Here is a 24520-nt window from a genome sequence, read left to right on the forward strand (position 1 = left end):
GATTTATCGGTAGCATACAATCATCGCTTTGTAGCAAAATGCAGAAAATTACAGTCACTGTGCACCGTTTTTGTAAATTTAGCCTAAGCCAGAGGTGTGCGCAGACATGGAGCGCAAGCACTGTATGATCTGCTGAAGGCTGACAAAGTGTTTTAAACAAGTGTTTTAAGAAGTCAAAAGCAATCGTAAAGAATAAACCTGACCGCTATAAATTGGCATTGTGACCCTGCATGAAAGCCAGTAGAATACCGTCATGCTAAATTTAACCCCTCGTTATACCAGCACTCGCATCGACGAGTTGCCCGCCGCCTTACAGCCTCTTGCCGCCCAGTCACCGACGCTTGCCCGACTATACGCTGGTCGCGGCATCACCAATCCTGAGCAGCTGGAGATCAGTCTCTCTGGGCTACTGCCCGCTGAGCAGCTGCATGGTGTCACCAAAGCTGTGGATCTGTTAGATGCTGCTATTGATAAAGGTCAGCGGATTTTGATCGTCGGCGACTTTGATTGTGATGGCGCGACCAGCACGGCGCTGATGATGCGTGTACTCACTAAGATGGGCGCGGTGGTGGATTTTTTGGTGCCGGATCGCTTTAAATATGGCTATGGGCTGACGCCTGAGATTGTAGAGCTGGGGATTGAGACTTATCAGCCAGATATGATCGTGACGGTGGATAATGGTATCTCCAGTCATGAAGGTGTCGCCCGTGCGCAAGCCGACGGCATTACGGTGATTATCACCGACCATCACTTGACCACCAAAGCGACCCCGCCAGCTGAAGCGGTGGTTAATCCCAATCAGCTCGACTGTCACTTTGCCAGCAAAGCATTAGTGGGGGTTGGCGTGGCGTTTTATGTGCTGGGCCGCTTGGCAAAACGACGCCGTACAGCTGGTAAGTCCACTGTACAAGTCAGCCAGTATTTAGATTTGGTGGCGCTTGGCACGATTGCCGATGTTGGCGTACTGGACAAAAACAACCGTATCTTGGTGCATCATGGGCTAACTGCCATTCGTCAAGGGCGCTGCTGTATGGGTATCTTGGCGCTCCTCGAGCAAGCAGGCCGCGATCCAAAGCAGCTGCACGCGCAGGACTTTGGGTTTGTCTTAGGCCCACGTATCAACGCTGCTGGGCGTATGGACAACATGCGTATCGGCATTGAGTGCTTGTTGACCGAAGACTGGCACACCGCGCAGCGTTTGGCGCAAGAGCTAGAACAGCTAAACCGTACGCGCCGTCAGGTAGAAGGCGAGATGCGGGCGCAGGCGGACAATATCGTACAAACGCTAGCAGGCACAGCCAGTAGCACCGATAAGCGCAGTATTATTTTGTATCAAGACGATTGGCACCAAGGCGTCATCGGTATCGTCGCTGGACGATTAAAAGAAACGCATTATCTGCCCAGCATTGTCTTTGCGCCAGCAGATAAAGCGTGTACCGGAGACGATGATGCGATCAAAGGCTCTGCGCGGTCGATTGCAGGCGTGCATATTCGTGATGCCATTGAGCTGGTCGCTGAGCGCTATCTTGACTTGATCAGCCACTTTGGTGGCCATGCGATGGCGGCTGGCTTGACGATCAAGCGTCGTCACTTTGACGGGTTTGTGGCGGCGTTCAATGAGGTCATGGCAGAGATAGATGACGAGGTGTTTGCTGAGCAAAAACTCACCGATGGGCCACTGCAGGCCAGCGACTTTAGCTTATGGTTTGCCGAGCATTTGGCAGATGCCAATATCTGGGGTCATGGCTTTGCACCGCCGATATTTGATGGGGTGTTTGAGGTATTAAGCTTTAAGGTTTTAAAAGACAAGCACTTAAAGCTATCACTGCGCTATCCCGACGTGCAGTATCCGATTGATGCCATTTATTTTAACTTTGATAGCGCGGCGTGGGATTATCGCGCCCAGCAAGTGCATGTATTGTTTGAGCTCGATATCAACGAGTGGAACGGCAAACAAAGCTTACAACTCATGATCAAAGACTTGGCAGTGGTAGCAGCGGCGTAGCGCGTAAAGCGCTTTTACCGCCAGTGCTTTGACTGCTTAGCATTGAGACCCGCGTGCCAGCGCCGTGTGATTAATATCGCCATTCTATGGTCGGAAACTGCCAATCATAACGTATCGCCAGCATGCGCAAAATAAAAATCGTACTCATCGCTGAGACGTCAGCCACCCAAGGCGTCACGCCGAGATTGTGCAGCGCAAAGTAGAGAATACCGCCTGCCAAAGCTGCGGTGATATAAATCTCTTGCTGCAAAACCAGCGGTATCTCATTGCAGATCATATCGCGGATAATACCGCCGACCACAATGGTAATCACCCCTAGGAGTAACGCCACTGGCACGTTGGCGTCCATACTGTCTGCGACTTTGATGCCGATGAGGGTAAAGGCTGATAAGCCGATGGTGTCTGAGAGTTTGAGAAACGTATCGACGCGTCTGGAGTTTGGATGAAAAAATATCTGCATCACCAGTGAAGACAAGGTAATGACGGTCAAGTAGCTCATATCGACCATCCAAAACAGCGGATGACGGTCTAAAATGACATCACGTACCGTACCGCCACCGATGGCAGTAACAATAGACACCAGCAGACAACCAAAGACATCGAAGTTTTTGTGCTTGGCCAGTATCGTACCTGAGACGCTACAAGCGACGATACCGATCATATCAAACAGATATATCAGCGAGCGCGGATCAAACGTGGTGATCAGAGCAGCAGGGTCTAATGCGATGGTCAACATGCGCAAGTCTCATTAGGTGATGATGGGGCAGCGGGTCGAATCGGTATAAAAGGATAAAGGCTATCTACAATCAATCTGACAATCTGATATTAATGATAGTGAGTTCAGTATAAAAACGATACAGTGGGACTGGGATGAATTTTACGCAGCATCTATCGGCGTAGGCACAGCACGCCAAAAAAATTTATACCAGTTCCCCGTTATATTTTATTTAGAATCGACTATAGTCGTCAATCAACTAGGCGAATAGACGGCAGATGCCAGTCAAACCTCAGTGCCAACATCCGAACAGCAAAAATCACAAACAGCATAATAAATTCATTGATGCCAGCATCGACCCCCAAATACTGCAGAAGTAGATAGGTCGTAGAGCCTATGATGCTGGCCGTGATATAAATCTCACGCTGTAGCACAAGCGGTATCTCATTACAGATAATATCACGTAATAGCCCACCGATAATCGCGGTCCAAACCCCCATCATAATCGCAATGATCGGTGACATATCTTGCGTGAGCGCCACCTTAAAACCAATGACACTAAATGCGGCCAAGCCAATAGCATCAAAGAGCTTTAGCGCATTATCAATCTTATGATAAAGGTGAAAAAATATCTGTAAAATAAGCGAGGTCAGCGTGATAACAATCACATAATTGAGATCCGTCATCCAAAACAGCGGATGACGATCAAGCGCCATATCACGTAGTGTACCACCGCCAATCGCATTCACCATAGAGACTAAGATACAACCGGCGATATCAAAGCCTTTATGCTGAGCCAGTAAGGTGCCGGCGATAGCGCAAGCAATCACCCCAACCATATCTAGCAGATATAATAAAATATCAGGAAAAATCAAGTCATTAACCATTGTTATGTTTTTCCATGCTGACGGCTCTTTATGGTAGATAGTTAATTATATTCAATAATAAATAAAAGCTTGCTTTGTGGTTAACCGTCTTTAGCAAAAAATATCAGCCCGATAATGATCAAACCAATACCGAGCAAACCCATCGCTGAAGGTACCGAGTTACCCAGTAATAATATCCCACCGATAAGGGCAAATATCACCTCACTGGCTTGGGTGGCATCGACGCCAGCCACTTCGCTTGAGGTCACCGCCTGACCGCGCGCGTACAAAAATATAGTAGTAGCCGCCACCCCGGCCAACAAAGCCACCAGCAATGTATTGAACACTTGTGTGCTTTCGGGCAGCTCGGGTCGCACTATCATGCCCAAAAGCAGCCAAAATGGCAAACTCCCCACAGTCATTAGCCAAACTTTGTTAAAGGTATTGTGTAGTAAGGTAGTCTCAATCGAGGGAATACGATGGATCAGAGTTTGCAGTAGTGACGGCGCAGGTGCGGCGGCAGGCAGAGCATTTAGAGCGGTGCTGGTACCAGTGTCATATAAAGTAGGCGGCAGATCATAAGCTTCAGAGATGAGTGGCTCGTCATGGGTGTCGGCAATGCCAGATATGGCGTGCGACTGATCTGCCAAGTCAGCGGGTAACGCTGGCGTGCGGGAGTTATGAGTGACTTGCCAGACCAACTGATTGCCAATCGGGTAGCTAAAGGCGGCAATAAGGGCGGGCAGTGCCCCATAGAGCAGCATCTGTGCCATAGGGACGGCATGGGCAATATCAGTGTCGGCAAGTGCAGCGGCGTGCAAGCCCTCACTGACATTGACCATCACCACGCCAACAAACACTAAAAGGGCATAAAGGATGAATTTTTTATCAAAACGCTGGCCAAAGACCATCAGCACCAATAAGCTGGTCACGACGGTAAACATAAAGGTCGCCGCGACCACCCAGCCTGCCACATGATCGGCGGCATAGCAGATACCTGCATAAAACAGCCCAAAGCCAATACTGCCTGTGAGGCACCAAAAAACCCAGTGCTGAAAAAAGACCGCTGTCAAAGCTTTGAGGCGCCCCATCCCTTGCTGAAACAAGATGATGCCGGTGATTATCAGCCACATAAAGACATAGCGCAGACTCGCCGACCAAAACCAGTGACCGCCTGCCGCGCTCATCATCTCATTTAAAATAAATGTCGAGCTAAAAAACGCGCCCGCCACTAAGCCCAGTAGTATTAGCTTGATCATCCTTATCCTTATTTATGTGTCGTGTGAGCGATTTATACCGTTTTTCTTGTGCTCTTGATACAGCTGTTTAGCTGTTTATGATAAGGCCGAGGCGATGTCCTATCGTTATTTGCCTTTTCACTATTTACCTTTGGCATCTGCCCAAATGATTTTGTGCAATTGCAGCTGAAAGCGCACGGGCAGGGCGTCGGTCAGTATCCATTCGGCAAGCTCGCGGGCAAGCACAGGCACCTCTGGACTGACCGCGTCATCGATATCATCTGCAACAGTAAACATCGGCGAAAACCAAACCGTGCCGACGCGTTTATCCAGCTGATGCTCAATGAGTGTGGTTTTTGCCCAGTCATAGTCAGTGCGGTTCATAATGACAAACTTAATCTGATCATGTTGGGTTAAGTGGTCAAGATTTGACCAAAGGTTTTTATCAGCTTCGCCTGAGCTTGGGGTTTTGAGATCCATGACTTTGCTGACCGCCGCTGGTACGTCTTTGACACTCAGCGCCCCTGCCGTCTCAAGGGAAATCTCATAGCCGTCGCTGAGCAGGCGTTGCATCAGCTCGATGGCATTGGGCTGCGCCAATGGCTCACCGCCCGTCAGACAAATCCGCTTGCACGGATAGGTTTTGATCGTCGCTATGATGGCATCTAATGACTGACGCTCGCCACCTGTAAAGGCATACTCAGTATCGCAGTAGACGCATCTGAGCGGACAGCCGGTTAAGCGGACAAATATGGTCGGCAAGCCTGAGGTCAGCGCCTCACCTTGTAGCGAGTAAAAAATCTCTGTCAAACGCAGACCTGCGCTCGGGTCGGTGACAGGGATGGCGGCGGTGCGTAACGGCGACTGGTTCATAATGGTTTCAAATACAATATAGTTTCAACGACAATTAAGAGCTGATAAGGCGATAGGTTGATAAAGCGCTCGGCGATAAGCTTGTGCAGAAAGTCAGGTCGTAGCTGCGGCCGCTTTATGCGAGGATAGCGCAAAAAATCACGGTGAATTATAACGTAACCAATGGTATTACGCTGCGGCTAATACATAAAAAATTAAAATATAAAAAAAGATGCTGAAGCCGTGCTCCAGCATCTGTATATAAAGCTATTTTACTAGGGCGTGTCCTCATTTTAAAAATGGCGATAAAAATGAGATAAATCGCCGTCAAACAAGGAAGATAGCGCAAGTAATATCGAGATATTAGTCAGCTATTTGACACCATTTGACCAGATTTAGCCCATTTAGATGGCTATCGATTGAATCGAGGACACGCCCTAAAAACGGTTTGGTACAAAAACCAACGTATACGCGAACAGATTAGTCTAAGCGTAGCAGCTCATTGACCGCTGTTTTTGCGCGCGTCTGTGCATCGACCTTTTTGACGATGATGGCGGCATAGAGGCTATGGCTGCCGTCTTCTGATGGCAAGCTACCTGGTACGACGACTGAACCTGCAGGGACACGGCCGCGATGAATCTCGCCCGTTTCTCGGTCATAAATGCGCGTTGATTGACCGATATACACGCCCATGGAGATGACCGCGCCTTCCTCAACGATAACGCCTTCGACGATCTCAGAGCGCGCACCGATAAAGCAGTTGTCTTCGATAATAGTCGGGTTGGCTTGTAGTGGCTCAAGCACGCCGCCGATACCGACGCCGCCTGAGAGATGCACATTTTTGCCGATTTGGGCACATGAGCCGACCGTCGCCCATGTATCAACCATCGCGCCTTGATCAACATAAGCGCCGATATTGACGTATGACGGCATCAGCACCGCGCCTGCCGCGACATATGAGCCTTTACGAGCGACTGCTGGTGGCACGACGCGTACGCCTGCTTCTTTAAACTGCGCTTCGGTCCAGTCAGCAAATTTGGTCGGTACTTTGTCATAAAACTGCACATGGTCGCCAGCGGCTTGTACGTAGTTGTCGTTTAGGCGAAATGACAGTAGTACTGCTTTTTTTGCCCACTGATTGACGACCCATTCGCCGTCCTTTTTTTCCGCTACGCGCAGGCTACCGTTATCTAATTGCTCAAGCACTTGCTCGATAGCTTCACGAACATCTTGTGGCATATTGGCTGGGCTGTACTCGTTACGATTTTCAAAAGCTTGTTCGATGGTTTGTTGTAATGACATAAAAATTCCTAAAAGTTAATATTCTAAAGTACGATAAAGACAGAGCTATCACTTGCTGCTGGTATTGTCGCCAATTTTATAGGTTTTAGCAAATCACGGGCTTTTAGTCAGCTCAATTTGGCAATGACACTTCAGACAGATTCGCTCGATTGCATAGTGACTCTATAGCTTGAGAGTAGTTGCTGCTATATAGTGTTGATATGACTATTTATCCAGTCCAAGATGTCTTGATAAACCCTCTGTTTTTCAAGTTCATGTAGTGGCTCATGACGCATATTTGGATAAAGCTGGATATCGACGTTGCTAAAGTTTTGCTGGTTTAAGCGGGTGACGATGCGACGAATGCCGCGACCCATATTGCCGATAGGGTCGTCCTCGCCGCTGATAAAGAGCATCGGAAAGTCCTTGGGAATGGTAGCGGCCCAGTGTTTATTCAGCCCCGTTTCCATCAAACAAAACAGCGTCATGAAGCCGTTATTGGTAAAATCAAAGCCTGTCAATGGATCAGCCTCATAGTCTGCGATGGCTTCAGGGTTTTGACTTAACCAAGCAAACTCAGAGTCTGATTGGCGGTTCTTTAGCTTGCTATTGAGTACTTTATTCATGACTGTGGCAAATACAGGATTTGGGGTTTTTGGGGCGACTTTTGCCAAGAGTTTATTGGCAGGTACCAGCACTTTGGTCAAGGGGTTGGCATCTGCACTGCCCATCAAGATAGCACCTGCAAAGCGATGAGCATGATGTTTGAGGACATTGCGGACGATAAAGGAGCCCATTGAGTGCCCCATGACAAAGTGTGGCACCTCCGGATGACGCGCTTGTAGCTGATCTGCCATCACGATGACGTCTTTTAGCAATGACTGCATAGGATGCTCGTCAGCGAAAAAACCTAAGTCCGCTTGGGTTTTGACGGTTTTACCATGGCCTAAATGGTCATAAGTGGCGACGGCGATACCGTGATCGGCCAAAAACTGTGCAAAATCTACATAGCGGCCACTATGCTCGGCCATACCGTGTACGACGAGTAGGGTGGCCTTGATATGGGTTTGCGTATCGCTTGGCACAAAAAACGTATGATGCAGATGGTGGATATTGTCTGAGGACAAAATCTGCTCGTGACTGCTATCGGTGCTACTACTCATAAAAAACTCCTATGATTCGATAAAATACGGGGCGCATGGTTGTCATAAACATAGAGGGCAAATCGCACGATATAAGCTGCCTGATATCGTGCATGGGCCATATCATTTGGCTGCTATTGTACTGGACGCTGATAAATAGTGTTGCCTTCTTTGATGGTTTTTACTACTTTAATATTGCGGATATCGGCTGGTTTTATGGTCAGTGGGTTGTTATCTAAAATCACCAAATCCGCGAGTTTACCAGGAGCCAGTGTGCCTTTGGTGCCTTCTTCAAAATACTGATACGCCGCGTTGCTGGTGATGGCCTTGAGAGCTTGGTACGGCGTGATGCGTTCATCAGCACCGATGACTTGACCTGTACGTGAGGTGCGATTGACCGCTGTCCAAACAGAAAACAGCGGATTGACTGGCGTGACAGTGTCGTCGGAGTGATTGGTATAAGGGATGCCCATTTTATCAACTGTAGCAAGAGGGCTTAAGGAATTGGCGCGTTTTTCGCCCAAGTTTTTGATATGGACATCGCCCCAAAAGTAAGCGTGGTTAGTAAAAAATGACGGCACCATATTGTACTTTTTAAACGCCGCTAGCTGGTCTGGCCGCGCAAACTGCGTATGAATCGGCACGATACGGCGGTCTTTATCAGCGGCTTGCCCCGTTTGTTTGACCGCATATTCATGCGCTTTGAGGATCATATCAGTGGCCGCGTCACCATTATTATGAATAAATAACTGATTGTCATTTTTATAGGCTTTGACAAAAATCTCATTCATCTTCTCTTGGCTGATACTCGGCAAGCCGCGGCAGTCGCTCTCGCAGTCTGGTACAGGCGTCAGATAGGGCTGGGTAAAGTAGGCGGTCTTGCCTTGCGGGGAGCCGTCGGCGATGATTTTGGTGCCTTGAACCTTAAAACCGTTTTGATAGGTTTGCCATTTAAAGTCTTTATCGGCCAAGTTTTCGTCCAAATCACTAACCCCTGCCAAGGAGACCAAGTCGATTTTTAGCTTACCATTATCGGCTTGTTTTTGAAAAAACTGAATAGCATCACGGGTAGTAGAGCCGTCTTGCGCTGTGGTCACGCCGTACTTGGCGTAGTAGTCTTGGGTTTGATCAAAAAACTGCGCTTGCTTGGGCTCAAGCGTCTTAAGTAGTTGATACATAAGCGGATACATCGCTGTCTCTTGTAGCAAACCATTTGGCTCGTTTGAGCCTTTGACTCGGGCGATATTACCACCTTCAGGTGACTGGCTATCGGCAGTGATGTCCATAGCAGCCAGCGCACTGGAGTTGGCAACCCCCATATGACCACTGGTATGCTGCAAATACACTGGATTGTTTGGCAAAACGCTATCAATCTCTTCTTTGGTCGGATGGCGATCCTCAGTGAGCTGAGACTCATCATAACCCCAGCCAAATATCCACTCGCCATCAGCGATACTATTGTCTTTTTTATAAGCCTTTAACGCTAGCAGCATTTTATCGATATTGTCTATCTTACCAATCGGCGGCGCGCTCAGATCCACCTGTCCCATAGTGTTGGACACCAAGCCAAAATGACTGTGCGGATCGATAAATCCTGGCAGCAGCGTCTGATGTTGCAAATCGACGGTCGCGGCGTTTTTATAGTTGTTTTGCGCGTGTTTTAAGCTGCCAACATAAGCAATCTTACCGTTTTGGGTAACCAATGCTTGCGCCAGTTGCGGCTGGTCACCCTCCATGGTAATAATATTGCCGTTATAATAGATGGTTGCTTGACTGGTCGCTGTTTGTACCGCCACCGCGCTGTCTTGATTGTCTGCTGTCAGATTTGCTGCACAGCCGATCATGCCCAGTAGGCCCATGCCTAATAAGACCGGTCTTATAAATCGATGTGTGCTCATTTTCTTCCCTAGTCTTATCTTTTCTCATGAGTGATAAACGTACTGTGCGCTTTGCCAAAGGATACCGATAGAACCAATCTAACCAATCTAACTAATCTAACTATAATGCCAAATGCGGTCAATATCCTTGGGCGATTTGTTGCTTTTCTATCCTGTGGGAGCCAGTAGCACCTAGAGTATGCATTAATGCTGATATGGAATAAGCAACTAAATTATAGTTGATCCACTATAAAAGAAATGCAGTAAGACAGGAAAGCATTTTGCGCAGTATCTGTTTGCGTCGGTGCAGGCAGTTTATTTATCATAAGAATTGCTATAGTATTACAGGTCTGTAACGTATCTATTTTTAAAGACTATGCGTTTAGACAAACGTATAAAACATTTCAAGGATGAATGCCATGCTCAACTCTTCAAAATCTCCTTTGCTTTTATCAGCGATGTTAAGTGCTGTTTTAGGCCTAACCGCGTGCTCTTCTCCAAGCTCAGAAAACACAGACAATGCAGCGGCAGAAAGTAGTGCCACTGCAGACGATAAGCTGGACACAAAGTTTGTCACCATCGCCACAGGCGGCGCATCTGGCCCTTATAATATTATTGGTACAGCATTGTCTGAGGTTTATGCCAAAACCTTTGGGGTCAACTCAAAGACGCAGACCACAGGCGCATCAGTTGAAAACGTCAATTTATTAACCCAAGGCAAGGTAGATATGGTATTGGCGCTGAGCGATGTCGTCACCGATGCCGTCGACGGCAAAAATAACTTTGAGCAGCCAATTGACAATATTCAGCAGATCGCTGTGTTATACCCCAATGTTGTGCAAATCGTGACGTCGCAACAGTCTGGTATCAAAAATATCGAAGATTTGCGTGGTAAGCGTATTGCGGTTGGCGATCAAGGTTCAGGCACAGAGGTGAATGCGCGCACCCTATTAGAAGGTTTTGGTATTACTTATGATGATATCACCGTTGACTATTTAGGCTTTGCTGAAGCGGCTGATGGTATGAAGGCTGGCAAAATCGAAGCGGCGTTCTTTAGTAGTGGTCTACCAAACTCGTCATTGATGGAGCTAGAGCAGGGCTTAGATTTGCAGCTGGTCACTATCGATCAAGACAAGTTGAATGAGATCATCGCCACCAAACCGTACTTTAAAACCTTTGAGATACCAGCGGGTACTTACGGCAACGATGCCGCGATACCGACGGCCGCGATTATGAATGCGTTGTTGGTGCGTTCGGATTTATCTGAAGACGATGGTTATAAGCTGACTAAAGCTTTGTTTGATAATTTGGACGGCCTAAAAACCGCGCATCAAGCAGCCAATGATATCAGCTTAGAGTCTGCCAACACTGGTATGGTAGCCCCAATCCATCCTGGCGCTAAAAAGTACTACGATGAGCAAGCAGCCAAGTAAACACTTATGGTTATTAACTAGCGCGGCACTGATGGCTGCGCTAGTTTTTTTTGTGCTATGGGCCAGCGTATCCCAGCAGCCCGTTGTCGAAGTGCAAGTCGATGGCACCACCTGTTATTTTACTGAGCCAAACTTTGAGCTGCGCTGGATCCATTCTGTAGAAAAGCAGTGGTGGGAGGAGCAGTATCAGCGTACAGACGACGGTCTGCTGTTGACCACCACCTATTTTGAAGCGTTTGGTGCAGGTACGCCGTCGACTGAAGCGCTGGCCCCCATACAAAAACCTGGCTATTTGGGTTATCAAATCAACGAAACACTTCCTAGTCTTAATTGGGTAGTGTCTAGATTGACCAAGGGTGAGCTAAATTATGCCGACCATCGGCTTTTGATTCATGAGTGGGCGCCAGATTATTCTGAAGTAACGGTTACGCCCAAGACGTATCATTTAATTGACAGATTACAAAAGGACTTTTGTCATGAACTCGCAAGTGACGGATCACGATAATGTAACCACGATGTCAGCCAATCATGCTGATCTGCCCATCCATGCCAGTACCCATGCTGCTACCAATGTAGATGCCGAGCTTGACGCGCAAGCTCATAATCAGGCCATATTAGAAAAGTATGATCGAGAGTCGATCACCCGTCACATCACTCAAGGTCCAGTTAAGTATTTTATCGCTGGAATTTGCATTTTATATTCTATCTTTCACTTGTATATCACCTTCAACCCAATGCCAGCACTATTGCAGCGCTCTGTACACGTCGGCGTTGGTTTTGCCCTGATATTTCTGATATTTCCTGCGAGTAAAAAAAGTAGCCGCAAGCACGTCGCTTGGTATGACTGGATTTGGTTCTTACTATCATTGTCTGGCATGGCTTATCTGATATACGAGTATCAAGACATCGTGACCTCACGTGGTGGTATGGCCAATCCGGTCGATGTGATATTTTCTATTATCACCGTCATTTGTGTGTTAGAGGGCAGTCGCCGTATCACCGGTTGGATTTTGCCGATCTTGGCATCGATATTTTTGGCTTATCCATTTGTCAGCCATCTAGATTTTATGCCTGATCGATTGCTCACGCGTCCTTATGATATGGGCGATATCTTTGGTCAGTTGTTTTTAAAAACGGAAGGTCTGTATTCTGTGGCGATTGGCGCGTCGGTGACGTTTATCTTTTTGTTCATCTTATTTGGCGCGTTTTTGGCGCGCTCTGGTATGGGTCAGCTGTTTAATGATTTGGCATTGGCTATTGCTGGGGATAAAAAAGGCGGCCCTGCCAAGGTTGCAGTCATCTCAAGCGGCTTTATGGGCAGTATCAACGGCTCAGCATTATCGAACGTTGTCAGCACCGGCGCGTTTACTATTCCGTTGATGAAAAAAGTCGGCTATCACAAAGACTTTTCGGGAGCAGTAGAAGCCAGCGCATCAGTTGGTGGGCAGATATTGCCACCGATTATGGGAGCCAGTGCCTTTATCATGGCGGAGACCACAGGGCTACCTTATAGCACCATTGCTTTAGCGGCTTTATTGCCGGCAGTGCTCTACTATCTGGGCGTTATTGCTCAAGTGCATTTTCGTGCGGGTCGCCGCGACCTAAAAGGCATCGCCAAAGAAAACCTGCCCGCCGTCAAAGAAGTATTAAAAGCGCGCGGTCATATGCTACTACCGATTGTATTTTTGATTTATTTATTGATTGAAAACGTACCCGTCGGCTATGCCGCGGCCTATACCATTGGCTTCACGGTTGCCATTAGTATGCTACGCAAAGAGACCAGAATGGGGTTTTCGGACATTTTGGGTGCACTAGAAGATGGTGCTCGCCAGTCGCTGGCGGTGATGGCGGCCTGTGCGGTCGTCGGGGTGATCATTGGCGTTGTCAGCTTAACCAGCTTTGGGACGGTGATGACATCATCCATCGTGACATTAGGAGCTGGGTCGTTATTCTTAACCCTAATATTGACCATGCTTGCCTCTATGGTACTCGGCATGGGGCTACCGTCTATTCCTGCGTATATCATTACCGCAACGATGGCAGCGCCTGCACTAGCAGGTTTTGATATTCCTATTTTATCAGCGCATATGTTTGTGTTTTATTTTGGTATTTTTGCCAATATTACGCCGCCTGTCTGTCTGGCAGCCTTTGCTGGTGCGGGTATATCTGGTGGTGACCCGATGAAGACAGGGTTTTTGTCGTTGAAGCTGGCATTGGCCGGATTTATCGTGCCGTTTATGTTTATTTATAGTCCGACGATGCTGATGATAGATCCCACGGGTCTGGCAGTCACGGCAAAAGACTTTCCGCTGCCGCCTATCCTTGATATCGTGACAGTGGTATTGACATCGGTAACAGGGGTTATTGCTTTAGGGGCGGCGCTAGAGGGCTATTTTAGGGGCGCTATGAGTCCACTCACGCGTGGCATATTGGCCATCGGCGCGTTACTACTGATTTATCCTGAACTGACCACAGGCTTGGTAGGTGGGATTATCGTGCTGATTATCGCTGTTTGGAACATAAAAACCGCTGAAAAGCCCACACCGACCTTAACGGTTTAAAGCGTTAAGTATCTATATTAGGGCGTGTCCTCAATTCAATCGATAGCCATTTAAATTGGTTAAAAATGGCTAAATCTGGCCAAACGGTGTCAAATAGCTGACTAATATCTCAATATTATCTGCGCTATTTTCCTTGTTTGACAGCGATTTATCTCATTTTTATCGCCATTTTTAAAATGAGGACACACCCTAAGAGATTGGTTCATTTGTAAAATAAAAAAGGGTGAGTAACAAGATCTGTTACTCACCCTTTTTCTATTAAAATCATAGGGCAACGGTTGCTCAAACCTGATTCAGGCATTAACAACCAAGTTTACCCTCAGCCTCGAGTGCTTTTTTACTACGGATTGGCGCAGGGCAGTCTTCACCGTAGTATTGACGATCGGCAAAGTAGCTGGAGCGTACCATCGGGCCTGCCCAAATGCTAAAGAAGCCAATCTTTTTGCCATAATCCATATAGCGCTGAAACTCGTCTGGATGCACGTAGCGATCAACAGGCGCATGATCCTTACTGGGCTGCAGATACTGACCGATAGTAATCATATCGACATCATGGGCTTTTAAGTCATCAAGCAGCGCATAGACCTCCTCTTCTGTCTCACCAAGACCGACCATAAAGCCGCACTTGGTGGCGATATCAGGACGACGCGCTTTGTACAGTTTAAGCAAATCGAGCGAATGCTGATAATCAGAGCCTGGACGAAACGCTTTATACAGACGCGGCACAGTTTCGATATTATGGTTAAAGACATCTGGCGGGGTTTCCGTCAATAAATCAAGCGCAATCTCCATACGACCACGGAAATCTGGCACCAATATCTCGATCAAGCAGTTTGGGCTTAGCGCACGAGATTCGTTCAATACTTCTACAAAATGCCCAGCGCCGCCGTCCTTTAGATCATCGCGGTCGACAGAGGTGATCACCGCATATTTAAGACCCAAGCCTTGAATGGTCTCAGCAGTGTGGCGCGGCTCGTCTTTATCAAGCGCATTTGGACGACCATGACCCACATCACAGAACGGACAGCGACGGGTACAGATATCGCCCATAATCATAAAGGTCGCGGTACCATCGGCAAAGCACTGCGGTAGGTTAGGGCAGGCAGCTTCTTCACAGACGGTATAGAGCTTTTGTTCGCGCAGTGTGGCTTTGATACGTGCGACTTCCGCAGGGGAAGACATCTTGACCCGAATCCAGTCAGGCTTTTTTTTGGCCTCGACCGTTGGGATGACCTTAATGGGAATACGGGCAACTTTATCATAGCCACGTAGCTTTTCGCCTTGCACTGCTTTTTTGGGTTTGGCCTTGGCAGCAGGGACATAGGTTTGTACGGCAGTCGTCATAATAGAGTTATCTCTTAACCCTTTATAGTATAAGGGTTTATGGAATGATCAGAATGTTTTATAAGTGTCGGTATTATAGCAGGGATTTGACAGTCTGTTTTTGTACAATATCGTTAAGAGTACTATGAAATGTCTTATCACCATAGTTTTAAATATCTATATCAATGTCCAGCTCATTTAATATTTCTATGGCAGCGCGAAACGCTTCTTGAGTGGCAGGCGCGCCGCAGTAGGGCAAGCTGTGCATCAGTACCTCTCGAATCTCGGCAACGCTCGCCCCGTTATTGATGGCACCGCGAATATGGCCTTTTAGCTCGGTCGGGCTTTTTTGTGCGACCAAAAAGGCGATGGTGATTAAGGAGCGGTATTTGCGCGGTAATACCGAGTCATCCTGCCACGTACTGCCCCAAGCATGCTCGATGATCCAGTCTTGCAGCGGCTGGGTAAAGCCAGTGGCGTTATCTAATGAGCGTTTGACATGTGCTTCGCCCATCACTTCAGTGCGTACTTGTAGGCCGTTTTCATAAGCGGTGTTGTTTGCCATATTGTGGTCGTCTCTGTTGTTTATTGTATAATCAATTGAAAATAAAACTGTTATATAAGTTTAAACGTGCTACTGGTATAAATTTTACTTGCGTGCTGCGTTCCCAGAGGCTGCGCAACCTACGTTTAAAAATAGCATCCCAGTAGCGCTATATTCTTTTTAGAGTGCATCGGCTATATGTGGTATGGATATTTTAACTTCTTATCTCTGAGATTTTTTGCCGTGTTTTGTATTTAGGCGTATGCGCAGTTTTTTCAAGTCTGTGTTGCTCTGTAAGCGGCCATCTGTACTTTTAAAATCGTGGTTGTTATATCATTTATGTTGATTATACAGGCAAAAAATGATCTCTAAGACAGCCGGTTATTTTTAGACAGATAAGGGGATAATCAGTCCTCTGATTGATGGTACTATTTTTATAATAAATGTCCAATATGGCTTTATTCTGAGCCTTTTAAAGCCATAGCCATTAACATTTAGAGCGTTTTAAGCTATGATTGCACGGATAATTATTTCATCTAGTACACAGACGCAGGCGGTCATGCTGACTCCCACGTATTGTGCTAACCCCAACTGACGAGGACGACTATTGTGTTAGAAGCTTATCGTAAACATGTCGAAGAACGTGCCGAGCTAGGAACTGTACCGCTACCACTAAATGAAAAGCAAGTAGCAGAATTGGTTGAACTATTAAAAAACCCACCAGCGGGCGAAGAAGCGTTCTTAATGAACCTGCTAGAAAACCGTATTCCAGCTGGCGTTGACCAAGCCGCTTATGTAAAAGCTGCATTTTTGGCCGCTATCGTTAAAGGCGAGGCGAGCTCACCACTTATCGATAAGAAAAAAGCGGTTGAAATTCTAGGCACCATGCAAGGCGGCTACAACGTACAGCCATTAGTGGCAGCATTGGATGATGAAGAAGTTGCTCAAGATGCGGCAGAAGCGCTTAAGAAAACTTTGCTCGTATTTGACGCGTTCAATGACGTGACTGAAAAAGCCGAAGCCGGTAACGACATCGCAAAAGAAGTGATTCAGTCTTGGGCTGATGCTGAGTGGTTTTTGAACCGTGACGAGGTACCAAAGAAATCGACTTACACGACGTTTAAAGTCACAGGCGAAACCAACACTGATGACTTATCTCCTGCGCAAGACGCGTGGAGCCGTCCTGATATTCCACTGCACTCGCTTGCCATGCACAAAAACTCTCGTGACGGCATTACTGCTGACGAAGAGGGCGTGCGCGGTCCAATGAACCTTATTGATGAGCTAAAAGAAAAAGGCCATCCGCTAGCGTACGTTGGTGACGTCGTCGGTACTGGCTCTAGCCGTAAGTCTGCGACCAACTCAGTGCTATGGCTGATGGGCGAAGATATTCCAAACGTACCAAACAAACGCGGCGGCGGTCTGGTACTGGGTAACAATATCGCTCCTATCTTCTTTAATACGATGGAAGATTCTGGCGCCTTGCCAATCGAAAAAGTAGCTGTCGATAACCTAAACATGGGCGATGTGTTTGACATCTACCCACATGACGGCAAAATCACTAAGCATGACTCAGACGAGATCATCTCAGAGTTCAAACTAAACTCACCAACGCTACTTGACGAAGTGCGTGCTGGTGGCCGTATTCCATTGATCGTTGGTCGTGGTCTCACTAACCGTGCTCGTGAGTACATGGGTCTGGGTCATTCAGACGTATTTGCGAAACCTGAAGAGCCAGCCGATACTGGTAAAGGCTTCACCTTAGCACAAAAAATGGTTGGTAAAGCTTGTGGTCTAGAAGGCGTACGTCCGGGCATGTACTGTGAGCCAAAAATGACTACCGTTGGCTCTCAAGATACCACAGGTCCGATGACTCGTGATGAGCTAAAAGACTTGGCGTGCCTAGGTTTCCAAGCAGACCTCGTCATGCAGTCATTCTGTCACACCGCTGCTTATCCAAAGCCAGTTGACGTTGAGACTCAGCACACACTACCTGACTTTATCATGAACCGCGGCGGCGTCAGCTTACGTCCAGGTGATGGTATCATTCACTCATGGCTTAACCGTATGCTACTGCCAGATACCGTTGGTACTGGTGGTGACTCGCATACGCGTTTCCCAATGGGTATCTCGTTCCCAGCGGGTTCTGGTCTGGTAGCCTTTGCTGCAGCCACTGGTGTGATGCCACTCGATATGCCTGAGTCTGTCCGTGTCCGCTTCGTCGGTGAGCGTCAGCCTGGTATCACGCTACGTGACCTCGTCCATGCCATCCCTTATCAAGCCATCAAAGAAGGTTACTTGACGGTTGATAAAAAAGGCAAAATCAACGAATTCAACGGTCGTATCCTTGAGATCGAAGGTCTAGAAGATTTGACCGCTGAGCAAGCGTTTGAGCTATCTGATGCCTCAGCTGAGCGTAGTGCTGCTGGTTGTACCATCACGCTATCTGAAGAGTCGGTGACTGAGTACCTAAACTCAAACATCACCCTGCTTAAATGGATGATCTCTGAAGGTTATGGCGACGCGCGTACCATCAGCCGCCGTATCGAGCAAATGCAAGACTGGCTGGCAAACCCAAGCCTCATGCGTGCTGACGACGATGCAGAATACGCCATCGATATGACCATCGATATGAGCGAGATCAAAGAGCCAATCCTTTGCTGCCCGAACGATCCAGACGATGCCAAGACTCTAGCAGACGTGGCTGGCGACACCATCGATGAAGTATTCATCGGTTCATGCATGACCAACATCGGTCATTTCCGCGCGGCAGGTAAACTGCTACAAGACGTCCCAGCAGGTAGCCTGAAGACGCGTCTATGGATCGCGCCGCCAACTAAGATGGATGCACGCCAGTTGATGGAAGAAGGTTACTACAACGTCTACGCACAAGCCGGCGCTCGTACTGAGATGCCAGGCTGCTCACTATGTATGGGTAACCAAGCACGTATCGCACCGAAATCTACTGCCGTTTCGACGTCGACTCGTAACTTCCCGAACCGTCTCGGTCAAGGCGCAAACGTTTATCTGGCGTCTGCAGAGCTTGCTGCAGTCGCTGCAGTACTGGGTAAACTGCCAACTAACGATGAATACCAGCAGTACGCTGGCATGCTCAACAGCATGGGCGAGGAAGTGTATCAGTACATGAACTTCGATCGTATGGAAGAGTACACTGAAGAAGCAGATAAAATTAATGTTGCTCAGTTGACTTAATCTTTGCTTTCAAGCTAATTAATAAGATAAAAAGAAACCCCGTGTCAAAATGATGCGGGGTTTTTGTTTAAATTTTCTTCACGACATTTAGTGTCGTTTACCGACGGATATTGGATTGTAACCCTTCTTATATTAATTGATAATTAACAAAGTTAATTTTGGGGGAAGTGATATGGCGGATTCGAAAGGTAGTGACAAAGAAGATGAAAAGTCAGAAATTAGTGAGAAAAATATAAACGATAGTCTAGAATATTATAAAGTAACTAATACTCATATTATTGGTATAGTGCATCATTATTTTTGCATATTTCATTCATGGTTGCCTGGTGATGAAGATATTAAAGGTAAATTCATATTTAAGCTGATAAAATTATTATTCTGTTCGACTTTAATGTATTTCTTGTTATTCACGCTCAATAACGCGACTAAAATTTTTATTGATTTTGATGTCACTCTATTTCTTCTAATATCAACAGTAATTAGCTGGCTTTTTCAGATAGTTGCTCTATTTATCGGTTTCTTATTACTATCACCAAAAAAAATTGAAACTATACAAAATAGAATGAAGGCTGAGCTAAATATAGATACCAGTCACCTTGCTAACCTAAAAAGTAAAAATTTTTTCGTTGCTAGGTTTGAGCTTGAGAAAATTTGGCTTGAAATTGTTTTAACTGATAATAATATTGAAGGTTTAATTGAAAAAGTAGAGTCTAATATTAACAATAGAAAGCCTTCTACTAGAGATATAGATTCGATAATATTTTCGATCGTCAAAAATCCTATCCTCATAAGTTTTACAGCGGGGATTTTAGTTGCATTTGTGACTTTATTTTCTAAAGTTATTACGTCTTCCACAGAGAAATTAGTTACTAATGTAAATTCGGTTGGTGCAACACTATTTTTAATTTGGCTTACAGTTATACTGATAATTCTTGGCACAAAAACTTTGTTTATGACTTTTGTATGGTCTATTGAGAATAGCACTAAGAATAAAATGTTAGTTATATGGCGATATGAAATTTTTAGAGATATGCTAGCTAGACACCAAACAGTTATCATAAGAAAACCTAGAATACGTTATGTGCCAGTTCTGGAGAGCAAGAAAGAACAAGAAAAAATAGAGAATGAAAGTGAAGTTAAGGTTGTGATAGATATTGCAGAAAAAGTTGAATCCATAAATAACAGATGAGCATTTTTCCTTTTATTAATTTCAAACTATTTCACGTTTATAAAAGTGAGTGGTGAAATAGCTATTTTAAAATGAAATAAATATAAATCTTATTAACTACTCCCTCTGAGAAATCAGTTTATGCTTCTCAATATAAGCACTAACTGATTTTCTCAGTTATCTTATGTATAATATAAGGGCAGGCGGAAACCGTGGCTCTACACTTTCTTATTTTCTTACTTTGTTATCTCGGGACGGACCGATACTTTGATTATGCACTTATCATTCAGGTGCTTTGGAGTCTTGGTTGATTACTTTATCCCCACTCAAACGTCGCATCGTCTATGTGACTGTCTTTGAAATCATCGCGATTATCTCATCCACCTATATATTGATGATGCTCAGTGGTAGTGATGCCGCAGAGTCGTTACCAGTGGCAGTGATGGTGTCATTGGCGGCGGTGATTTGGAATTTTTTATACAATACCGTATTTGAAGCATGGGAGCGCCGCCGGCAAGTGGCAGCGCGTACACTGCTGATTCGTAGCGTTCATGCTGTTGGGTTTGAAGGCGGGCTGGTCTTGATTTGCTTGCCATTGTATATGCTTTGGTACGATGTTGGTTTGGTGGCAGCCTTTATGATGGAGGCGGCGTTATTGTTGTATTTCTTGGTATATACTTTTATATTTACCTTGGTATTTGACAAGATATTCACGTTACCACATCACTATAAGCCAGCTGCTACCTCTTCATAAAAGCCCGTGTTATCTCATTTCATCCAAAAAAAGCTGCCTGATGGCAGCCTTTTTGATGATAGTACTTTTCGAGTGTTGTCAGAGCCTTCCTAGCGGATTAGCGACCGATATAAACTGGTTTGCGCTTTTCAATAAATGCGGTAACGCCCTCAATGAAATCATCAGTTTTAGCCAATCTTGTTTGTTGGTGTACTTCCATATCGAGCGCTTCATTTAGCCCAGCGTAGGCATGGGTGTTTAGCATATGTTTCATGCTGGATAATGCCTGAGCTGGCAGGGCGCTTAGACGAGAAGCGAGTTTTGCTACCGCATCATCTAATTCAGCAGGCGCCACAACTTGATTGACCAAGTTTAGCTCAGCCATGTCTTGCGCGCTGATTTTGTCGCCCAGCATCACAAGCTCAGTGGTCTTTGCAGGGCCTACTAGCTGGTTTAGTAAATATACACCGCCTGCATCAGGAACGAGGCCGATGTGGACGAACGCTTGCACGAATTTGGCGTTGTCGGCGGTGATACGAAAGTCACAGGTGAGTGCTAGGTTCATGCCTGCACCGGCCACTGCACCTTCTAATTTAGCAATAATTGGCTTATGAATATGGCGTAGCTTTAAGCTGACTTCGCCTGCGCCTTCGACCATGCCCTTTATTTTGTTTGAGATGACGGTTTTGTCGATACCTTCAGACAGCATTTCTTTGATATCACCACCGCTAGAAAAGTTACCGCCAGCGCCTTGTAGGACAATCACTCGAACGTCGTCATCAGCGTCGGCTTGCTCAAGGGCGGTCAATACGCTTTTTTTTAGTGGTGTGCTAAAGGCATTGAGACTCTTTGGGTCATTTAGGGTGATGGTGGCGATATGGTTTTCGCTTTGATACTCAACAAGAGAGGATGACATTGGATTTCCTTATATGAATGGTCTTATGACGTTGGCTAATCGTATCGCTAGATGAATCAGAAGATAAATCAGACACATGGCTAGCAAGTTGCTCAATGAAACGGTGGTGTTCTGGCGTGCGATACCTACGCCGCTCGATGCGACAACAAACAACTTATCATCTCGCGGTATCATGTATAGCGATTGACTATATTGGCTTGTAGCGTCCGCCTTTGTAGATGACGGCGGCGTGGATCAGCGGCTTCGACTACTTACTATAGCAGCTTGTTCTGATTATAAAAGCAAGTTTTGTGGGCGCTAAAGACACGGCTATATAAAGGTCAAATATGCTAAACTGTCAATACCCAAAATAAGTCACCAACCTCTCTTATTTATCAGACAAGGAAGTGGTTATGCCAACGATCCATATCAATAACACAGACATTTATTACGAAGACAGCGCGCCAAATGATACGCAAAAACCAGTCATGGTGTTTGCTCATGGTTTGTTATGGAATACGCAGATGTATGACAAGCAAGTGGCATACTTCCAAGAGCACTATCGCTGTATTGCTTATGATTTTCGTGGTCAAGGCCAATCGCAGATCACCAAGTCAGGCTACGATATGGACACGCTGACAGAGGACACATTAGCCTTGCTGGCGGCGCTACATATCGAAAAGTGTCATTTTGTCGGGCTATCAATGGGCGGGTTTGTGGCTCAGCGTATCGCCATCAAAGCCCCAGAGCGCTTACTATCACTTATCTTACTGGAGACGTCTGCCGATCCAGAAGACCCAAAAAACGTGCCACAGTACCGCAAGCTGGTCAAGGCCATACGCTGGATGGGTATCAAGCGCGTTAGTAATAAAGTGATGCCGATTATGTTTGGCAGTAGTTTTTTGGCAGACAAGTCGCGCAAGTCTGAGCGTAAAGAGTGGCTCACGATGCTACAAGGCAATCGTAAGGGTGGTGTCATCAAGGCGACAATGGGGGTTATTGAGCGCTCAGGTACTTACGATCAGCTAGGTGCGATTACCATGCCGACCTTGATCGTCGTAGGGGATGAGGATACGGCAACGCCGTATGAAAAGGCCGAGCGTATGCATTTTGCTATCAAAGGCTCAAAGCTTGCGATTGTCAAAGGTGCAGGCCATACTGCCACTGTGGAAGAGCCTGAGCAGGTCAATCGCATCATTGGCCAGTTTTTAGAGTGCTGCGCCTAATATTGCCTTAGCGTTTGCATTGGTACAACACCCAAAAAGCCGCTATCATAGCTGTGATAGCGGCTTTTTTAATTGATATGTGCGCGCCATTTGTCTTGATTTTATCAGTGCATGTACAATAAAGACACGCCCCAATCTCTAGAGGCGAGCGCGATACTCGCTATTGCTATCATCTATCGTGCCAAACACCTCAGCGCGGTTGACGATCTCTGTCGCCCAAGCACGATGCGTGGCAGGCTCGAGCATGGTGTTGTTATACTTAAATACCGCTTTGGCCTCGCTATGCAGTATCGCTTGTGCTTCATCTAAGGTGCTAAGAGAGACGCAGTACGCCTGCTGCACCAACGCAATTTGGCTTGGGTGTATGACGGTCTTGCCGACTAAACCCAAGCTGACATCGCGGGTCAGCTCTTGCATAAATAGCGTTGGCTGATCTAGATACTCAAAGACGGGCGCTGTCAGATAAAACCCGTGCGGTACAAAGCAGCCGAGTAGCTGATAGGCCAGTGTGCCAATAGGGGTGTCATAGACGATGCTGTTTTTTGGGCGACGTAAGCGCAGCGCAGCAAATAAGTCATTGCCGCCGATACGTAGGGCAAAGACTGGCTGATTAAAGGCTTCTTTAAAGCCGATGGCCAGTTCTTGGTTATGCCGCGGATCAAAGAGCGCTGCAGTCTCGAGCGTCGGCATCAACAGCTGGGTACTGCTAATATTTTGACAAGCCAGCCGCCAGTTGGACAAGCTATACATATCCACTTTTGGCAATACAAAACCATCGATAAGGTCGATATGAGCGTAGTCTGCGAGCTGTTGTAGCATCGCTGGGCTGCGCGGACGCACAAAGACCAAGGGGCGTGTCGGCAGCTGGGCGGGCGGCTGGGATTCTAGCGACGCTCGTTTGCAGGGCTGATTGATTGTATCGACATGCTCAGCCCACGTGTTTAGTAAGTCTTGTAAGCGCTCGAGTGCCAGCTCGACATCGCTATGACCGACAGCGTCCTCTAGACAAATGATAATACTATTAATCGTCGGTAGCTTGTCGCGTTTGATGACCTGCCAGATGTCTTGGCGCGTGGCCGGCATATAAAGGCTAGCACCGAGCTGATAAGGGTGATGCGTATGTGGTCTCACCATGGCATGGCGCTCGGTGATGAGGTGGGCATAAGATTGAGTATGCCCGTATCGGTTTGATTGGTTTTTGGGTATATCGGACATAATGGGTATCGTAGTTGTGATGAATAAAAGGGTAAAACGTTATCATCGTCTCACTCAAAAAAAACAATACAGGATGGCTGGTCTATGTTTTTACTTCTCACACGATAGGCTGAGTAAGCAAAAACGTAGACCAGCGTAGCGATGTTATTAGGATAGCGCTTTTTTAAACTGGCTTTAGCGTGTGTCTGCAACGGAACTATGAGGTTAAAAATGAGATATATTTTTGTCCAGCT

The 24520-nt window shown here is 46.6% G+C and carries 19 protein-coding genes; 8 read left to right on the forward strand and 11 right to left on the reverse strand.

The features are described from left to right. Window positions 1-253: 253 nt before the first annotated feature. Window positions 254-2005, forward strand: a complete 1752-nt coding sequence (recJ, locus tag ACNFVB_RS05045) for a single-stranded-DNA-specific exonuclease RecJ (protein WP_430738293.1) — start codon at window positions 254-256, stop codon at window positions 2003-2005. A 70-nt stretch (window positions 2006-2075) separates the two neighbouring features. On the opposite strand, the gene ACNFVB_RS05050 is transcribed toward recJ, so the two are convergent. The 7 genes from ACNFVB_RS05050 to ACNFVB_RS05080 all read right to left on the reverse strand — a co-directional run bounded on the left by ACNFVB_RS05050 (window position 2076) and on the right by ACNFVB_RS05080 (window position 9997). Beyond that, entirely contained in the window at window positions 2076-2741 is a 666-nt protein-coding gene (locus tag ACNFVB_RS05050; protein WP_430738294.1) for a trimeric intracellular cation channel family protein, read from the reverse strand. Window positions 2742-2971: 230 nt separating this feature from the next. Next, the gene (locus ACNFVB_RS05055) at window positions 2972-3607 is read right to left on the reverse strand and encodes a trimeric intracellular cation channel family protein (RefSeq protein WP_075101046.1); all 636 of its coding nucleotides are present in this window, start codon (window positions 3605-3607) and stop codon (window positions 2972-2974) included. An 80-nt stretch (window positions 3608-3687) separates the two neighbouring features. Beyond that, entirely contained in the window at window positions 3688-4845 is a 1158-nt protein-coding gene (locus ACNFVB_RS05060; RefSeq protein ID WP_430738295.1) for a multidrug resistance efflux transporter family protein, read from the reverse strand. Between the two features lie 120 nt (window positions 4846-4965). Further along, window positions 4966-5697, reverse strand: a complete 732-nt coding sequence (gene queE, locus ACNFVB_RS05065; RefSeq protein ID WP_201585166.1) for a 7-carboxy-7-deazaguanine synthase QueE — start codon at window positions 5695-5697, stop codon at window positions 4966-4968. A gap of 459 nt (window positions 5698-6156) precedes the next feature. Continuing rightward, the gene (dapD, locus tag ACNFVB_RS05070) at window positions 6157-6978 is read right to left on the reverse strand and encodes a 2,3,4,5-tetrahydropyridine-2,6-dicarboxylate N-succinyltransferase (protein WP_430738296.1); all 822 of its coding nucleotides are present in this window, start codon (window positions 6976-6978) and stop codon (window positions 6157-6159) included. A gap of 185 nt (window positions 6979-7163) precedes the next feature. Beyond that, the gene (locus ACNFVB_RS05075) at window positions 7164-8120 is read right to left on the reverse strand and encodes an alpha/beta fold hydrolase (RefSeq protein ID WP_430738297.1); all 957 of its coding nucleotides are present in this window, start codon (window positions 8118-8120) and stop codon (window positions 7164-7166) included. A 113-nt stretch (window positions 8121-8233) separates the two neighbouring features. Further along, the gene (locus ACNFVB_RS05080; protein WP_430738298.1) at window positions 8234-9997 is read right to left on the reverse strand and encodes an amidohydrolase; all 1764 of its coding nucleotides are present in this window, start codon (window positions 9995-9997) and stop codon (window positions 8234-8236) included. 398 nt (window positions 9998-10395) lie between these two features. On the opposite strand from ACNFVB_RS05080, the gene ACNFVB_RS05085 reads away from it, so the two are divergent. The 3 genes from ACNFVB_RS05085 to ACNFVB_RS05095 are packed head-to-tail and all read left to right on the forward strand — an operon-like array spanning window position 10396 to window position 13970. Continuing rightward, a complete protein-coding gene (locus tag ACNFVB_RS05085; protein WP_192995668.1) occupies window positions 10396-11409 on the forward strand; it encodes a TAXI family TRAP transporter solute-binding subunit in 1014 nt (337 codons plus the stop codon). Continuing rightward, window positions 11390-11914, forward strand: a complete 525-nt coding sequence (locus tag ACNFVB_RS05090) for a DUF1850 domain-containing protein (protein WP_430738299.1) — start codon at window positions 11390-11392, stop codon at window positions 11912-11914. Before ACNFVB_RS05085 ends, ACNFVB_RS05090 begins: the two co-directional genes overlap by 20 nt. Then, complete coding sequence (locus ACNFVB_RS05095; protein ID WP_430738300.1) at window positions 11886-13970, forward strand: TRAP transporter permease; 2085 nt, start codon at window positions 11886-11888, stop codon at window positions 13968-13970. The genes ACNFVB_RS05090 and ACNFVB_RS05095 overlap by 29 nt, the downstream gene beginning before the upstream one ends. A gap of 300 nt (window positions 13971-14270) precedes the next feature. On the opposite strand, the gene lipA is transcribed toward ACNFVB_RS05095, so the two are convergent. Together lipA and ACNFVB_RS05105 are read right to left on the reverse strand one after the other, a co-directional pair. After that, window positions 14271-15314 (reverse strand): lipoyl synthase, encoded by a 1044-nt coding sequence (gene lipA / locus ACNFVB_RS05100; protein ID WP_192995664.1) that lies wholly within the window; start codon window positions 15312-15314, stop codon window positions 14271-14273. A gap of 148 nt (window positions 15315-15462) precedes the next feature. Beyond that, window positions 15463-15858, reverse strand: a complete 396-nt coding sequence (locus ACNFVB_RS05105) for a carboxymuconolactone decarboxylase family protein (RefSeq protein ID WP_430738301.1) — start codon at window positions 15856-15858, stop codon at window positions 15463-15465. Between the two features lie 588 nt (window positions 15859-16446). Between ACNFVB_RS05105 and acnB the strand changes: the two genes are divergently transcribed. From acnB to ACNFVB_RS05120, 3 genes are all read left to right on the forward strand, one after another. Beyond that, window positions 16447-19050, forward strand: coding sequence for a bifunctional aconitate hydratase 2/2-methylisocitrate dehydratase (gene acnB, locus ACNFVB_RS05110; protein WP_430738302.1), 2604 nt, complete (start codon window positions 16447-16449; stop codon window positions 19048-19050). Window positions 19051-19222: 172 nt separating this feature from the next. After that, complete coding sequence (locus ACNFVB_RS05115) at window positions 19223-20239, forward strand: hypothetical protein (RefSeq protein WP_430738303.1); 1017 nt, start codon at window positions 19223-19225, stop codon at window positions 20237-20239. Between the two features lie 286 nt (window positions 20240-20525). Then, window positions 20526-20972: a PACE efflux transporter gene (locus tag ACNFVB_RS05120; RefSeq protein ID WP_192995658.1), complete on the forward strand. Its 447-nt coding sequence runs from the start codon at window positions 20526-20528 to the stop codon at window positions 20970-20972. 97 nt (window positions 20973-21069) lie between these two features. Here the strand turns inward: ACNFVB_RS05120 and ACNFVB_RS05125 are convergent, their stop codons facing one another. Continuing rightward, the gene (locus tag ACNFVB_RS05125) at window positions 21070-21867 is read right to left on the reverse strand and encodes an enoyl-CoA hydratase/isomerase family protein (RefSeq protein WP_430738304.1); all 798 of its coding nucleotides are present in this window, start codon (window positions 21865-21867) and stop codon (window positions 21070-21072) included. 392 nt (window positions 21868-22259) lie between these two features. Here ACNFVB_RS05125 and ACNFVB_RS05130 point away from each other — a divergent pair, with 392 nt between their 5' ends. Next, window positions 22260-23072 (forward strand): alpha/beta fold hydrolase, encoded by an 813-nt coding sequence (locus ACNFVB_RS05130; RefSeq protein ID WP_430738305.1) that lies wholly within the window; start codon window positions 22260-22262, stop codon window positions 23070-23072. A gap of 138 nt (window positions 23073-23210) precedes the next feature. Here the strand turns inward: ACNFVB_RS05130 and ACNFVB_RS05135 are convergent, their stop codons facing one another. After that, on the reverse strand, window positions 23211-24287 hold the full coding sequence (locus ACNFVB_RS05135) for an HpcH/HpaI aldolase/citrate lyase family protein (protein WP_430738306.1): 1077 nt from the start codon (window positions 24285-24287) through the stop codon (window positions 23211-23213). Window positions 24288-24520: the final 233 nt, after the last annotated feature.

Origin of the sequence: Psychrobacter sp. VH5 (assembly GCF_050572635.1) — a bacterium.
Taxonomy (GTDB): domain Bacteria; phylum Pseudomonadota; class Gammaproteobacteria; order Pseudomonadales; family Moraxellaceae; genus Psychrobacter; species Psychrobacter celer.

Bases quoted from the DNA above. Each gene is read 5' to 3' on its own strand.
- recJ (WP_430738293.1), top strand. From the start codon at position 254: ATGCTAAATTTAACCCCTCGTTATACCAGCACTCGCATCGACGAGTTG.
- ACNFVB_RS05050 (WP_430738294.1), bottom strand. From the start codon at position 2,741: ATGTTGACCATCGCATTAGACCCTGCTGCTCTGATCACCACGTTTGAT.
- ACNFVB_RS05055 (WP_075101046.1), bottom strand. From the start codon at position 3,607: ATGGTTAATGACTTGATTTTTCCTGATATTTTATTATATCTGCTAGAT.
- ACNFVB_RS05060 (WP_430738295.1), bottom strand. From the start codon at position 4,845: ATGATCAAGCTAATACTACTGGGCTTAGTGGCGGGCGCGTTTTTTAGC.
- queE (WP_201585166.1), bottom strand. From the start codon at position 5,697: ATGAACCAGTCGCCGTTACGCACCGCCGCCATCCCTGTCACCGACCCG.
- dapD (WP_430738296.1), bottom strand. From the start codon at position 6,978: ATGTCATTACAACAAACCATCGAACAAGCTTTTGAAAATCGTAACGAG.
- ACNFVB_RS05075 (WP_430738297.1), bottom strand. From the start codon at position 8,120: ATGAGTAGTAGCACCGATAGCAGTCACGAGCAGATTTTGTCCTCAGAC.
- ACNFVB_RS05080 (WP_430738298.1), bottom strand. From the start codon at position 9,997: ATGAGCACACATCGATTTATAAGACCGGTCTTATTAGGCATGGGCCTA.
- ACNFVB_RS05085 (WP_192995668.1), top strand. From the start codon at position 10,396: ATGCTCAACTCTTCAAAATCTCCTTTGCTTTTATCAGCGATGTTAAGT.
- ACNFVB_RS05090 (WP_430738299.1), top strand. From the start codon at position 11,390: ATGAGCAAGCAGCCAAGTAAACACTTATGGTTATTAACTAGCGCGGCA.
- ACNFVB_RS05095 (WP_430738300.1), top strand. From the start codon at position 11,886: ATGAACTCGCAAGTGACGGATCACGATAATGTAACCACGATGTCAGCC.
- lipA (WP_192995664.1), bottom strand. From the start codon at position 15,314: ATGACGACTGCCGTACAAACCTATGTCCCTGCTGCCAAGGCCAAACCC.
- ACNFVB_RS05105 (WP_430738301.1), bottom strand. From the start codon at position 15,858: ATGGCAAACAACACCGCTTATGAAAACGGCCTACAAGTACGCACTGAA.
- ACNFVB_RS05115 (WP_430738303.1), top strand. From the start codon at position 19,223: ATGGCGGATTCGAAAGGTAGTGACAAAGAAGATGAAAAGTCAGAAATT.
- ACNFVB_RS05125 (WP_430738304.1), bottom strand. From the start codon at position 21,867: ATGTCATCCTCTCTTGTTGAGTATCAAAGCGAAAACCATATCGCCACC.
- ACNFVB_RS05130 (WP_430738305.1), top strand. From the start codon at position 22,260: ATGCCAACGATCCATATCAATAACACAGACATTTATTACGAAGACAGC.
- ACNFVB_RS05135 (WP_430738306.1), bottom strand. From the start codon at position 24,287: ATGTCCGATATACCCAAAAACCAATCAAACCGATACGGGCATACTCAA.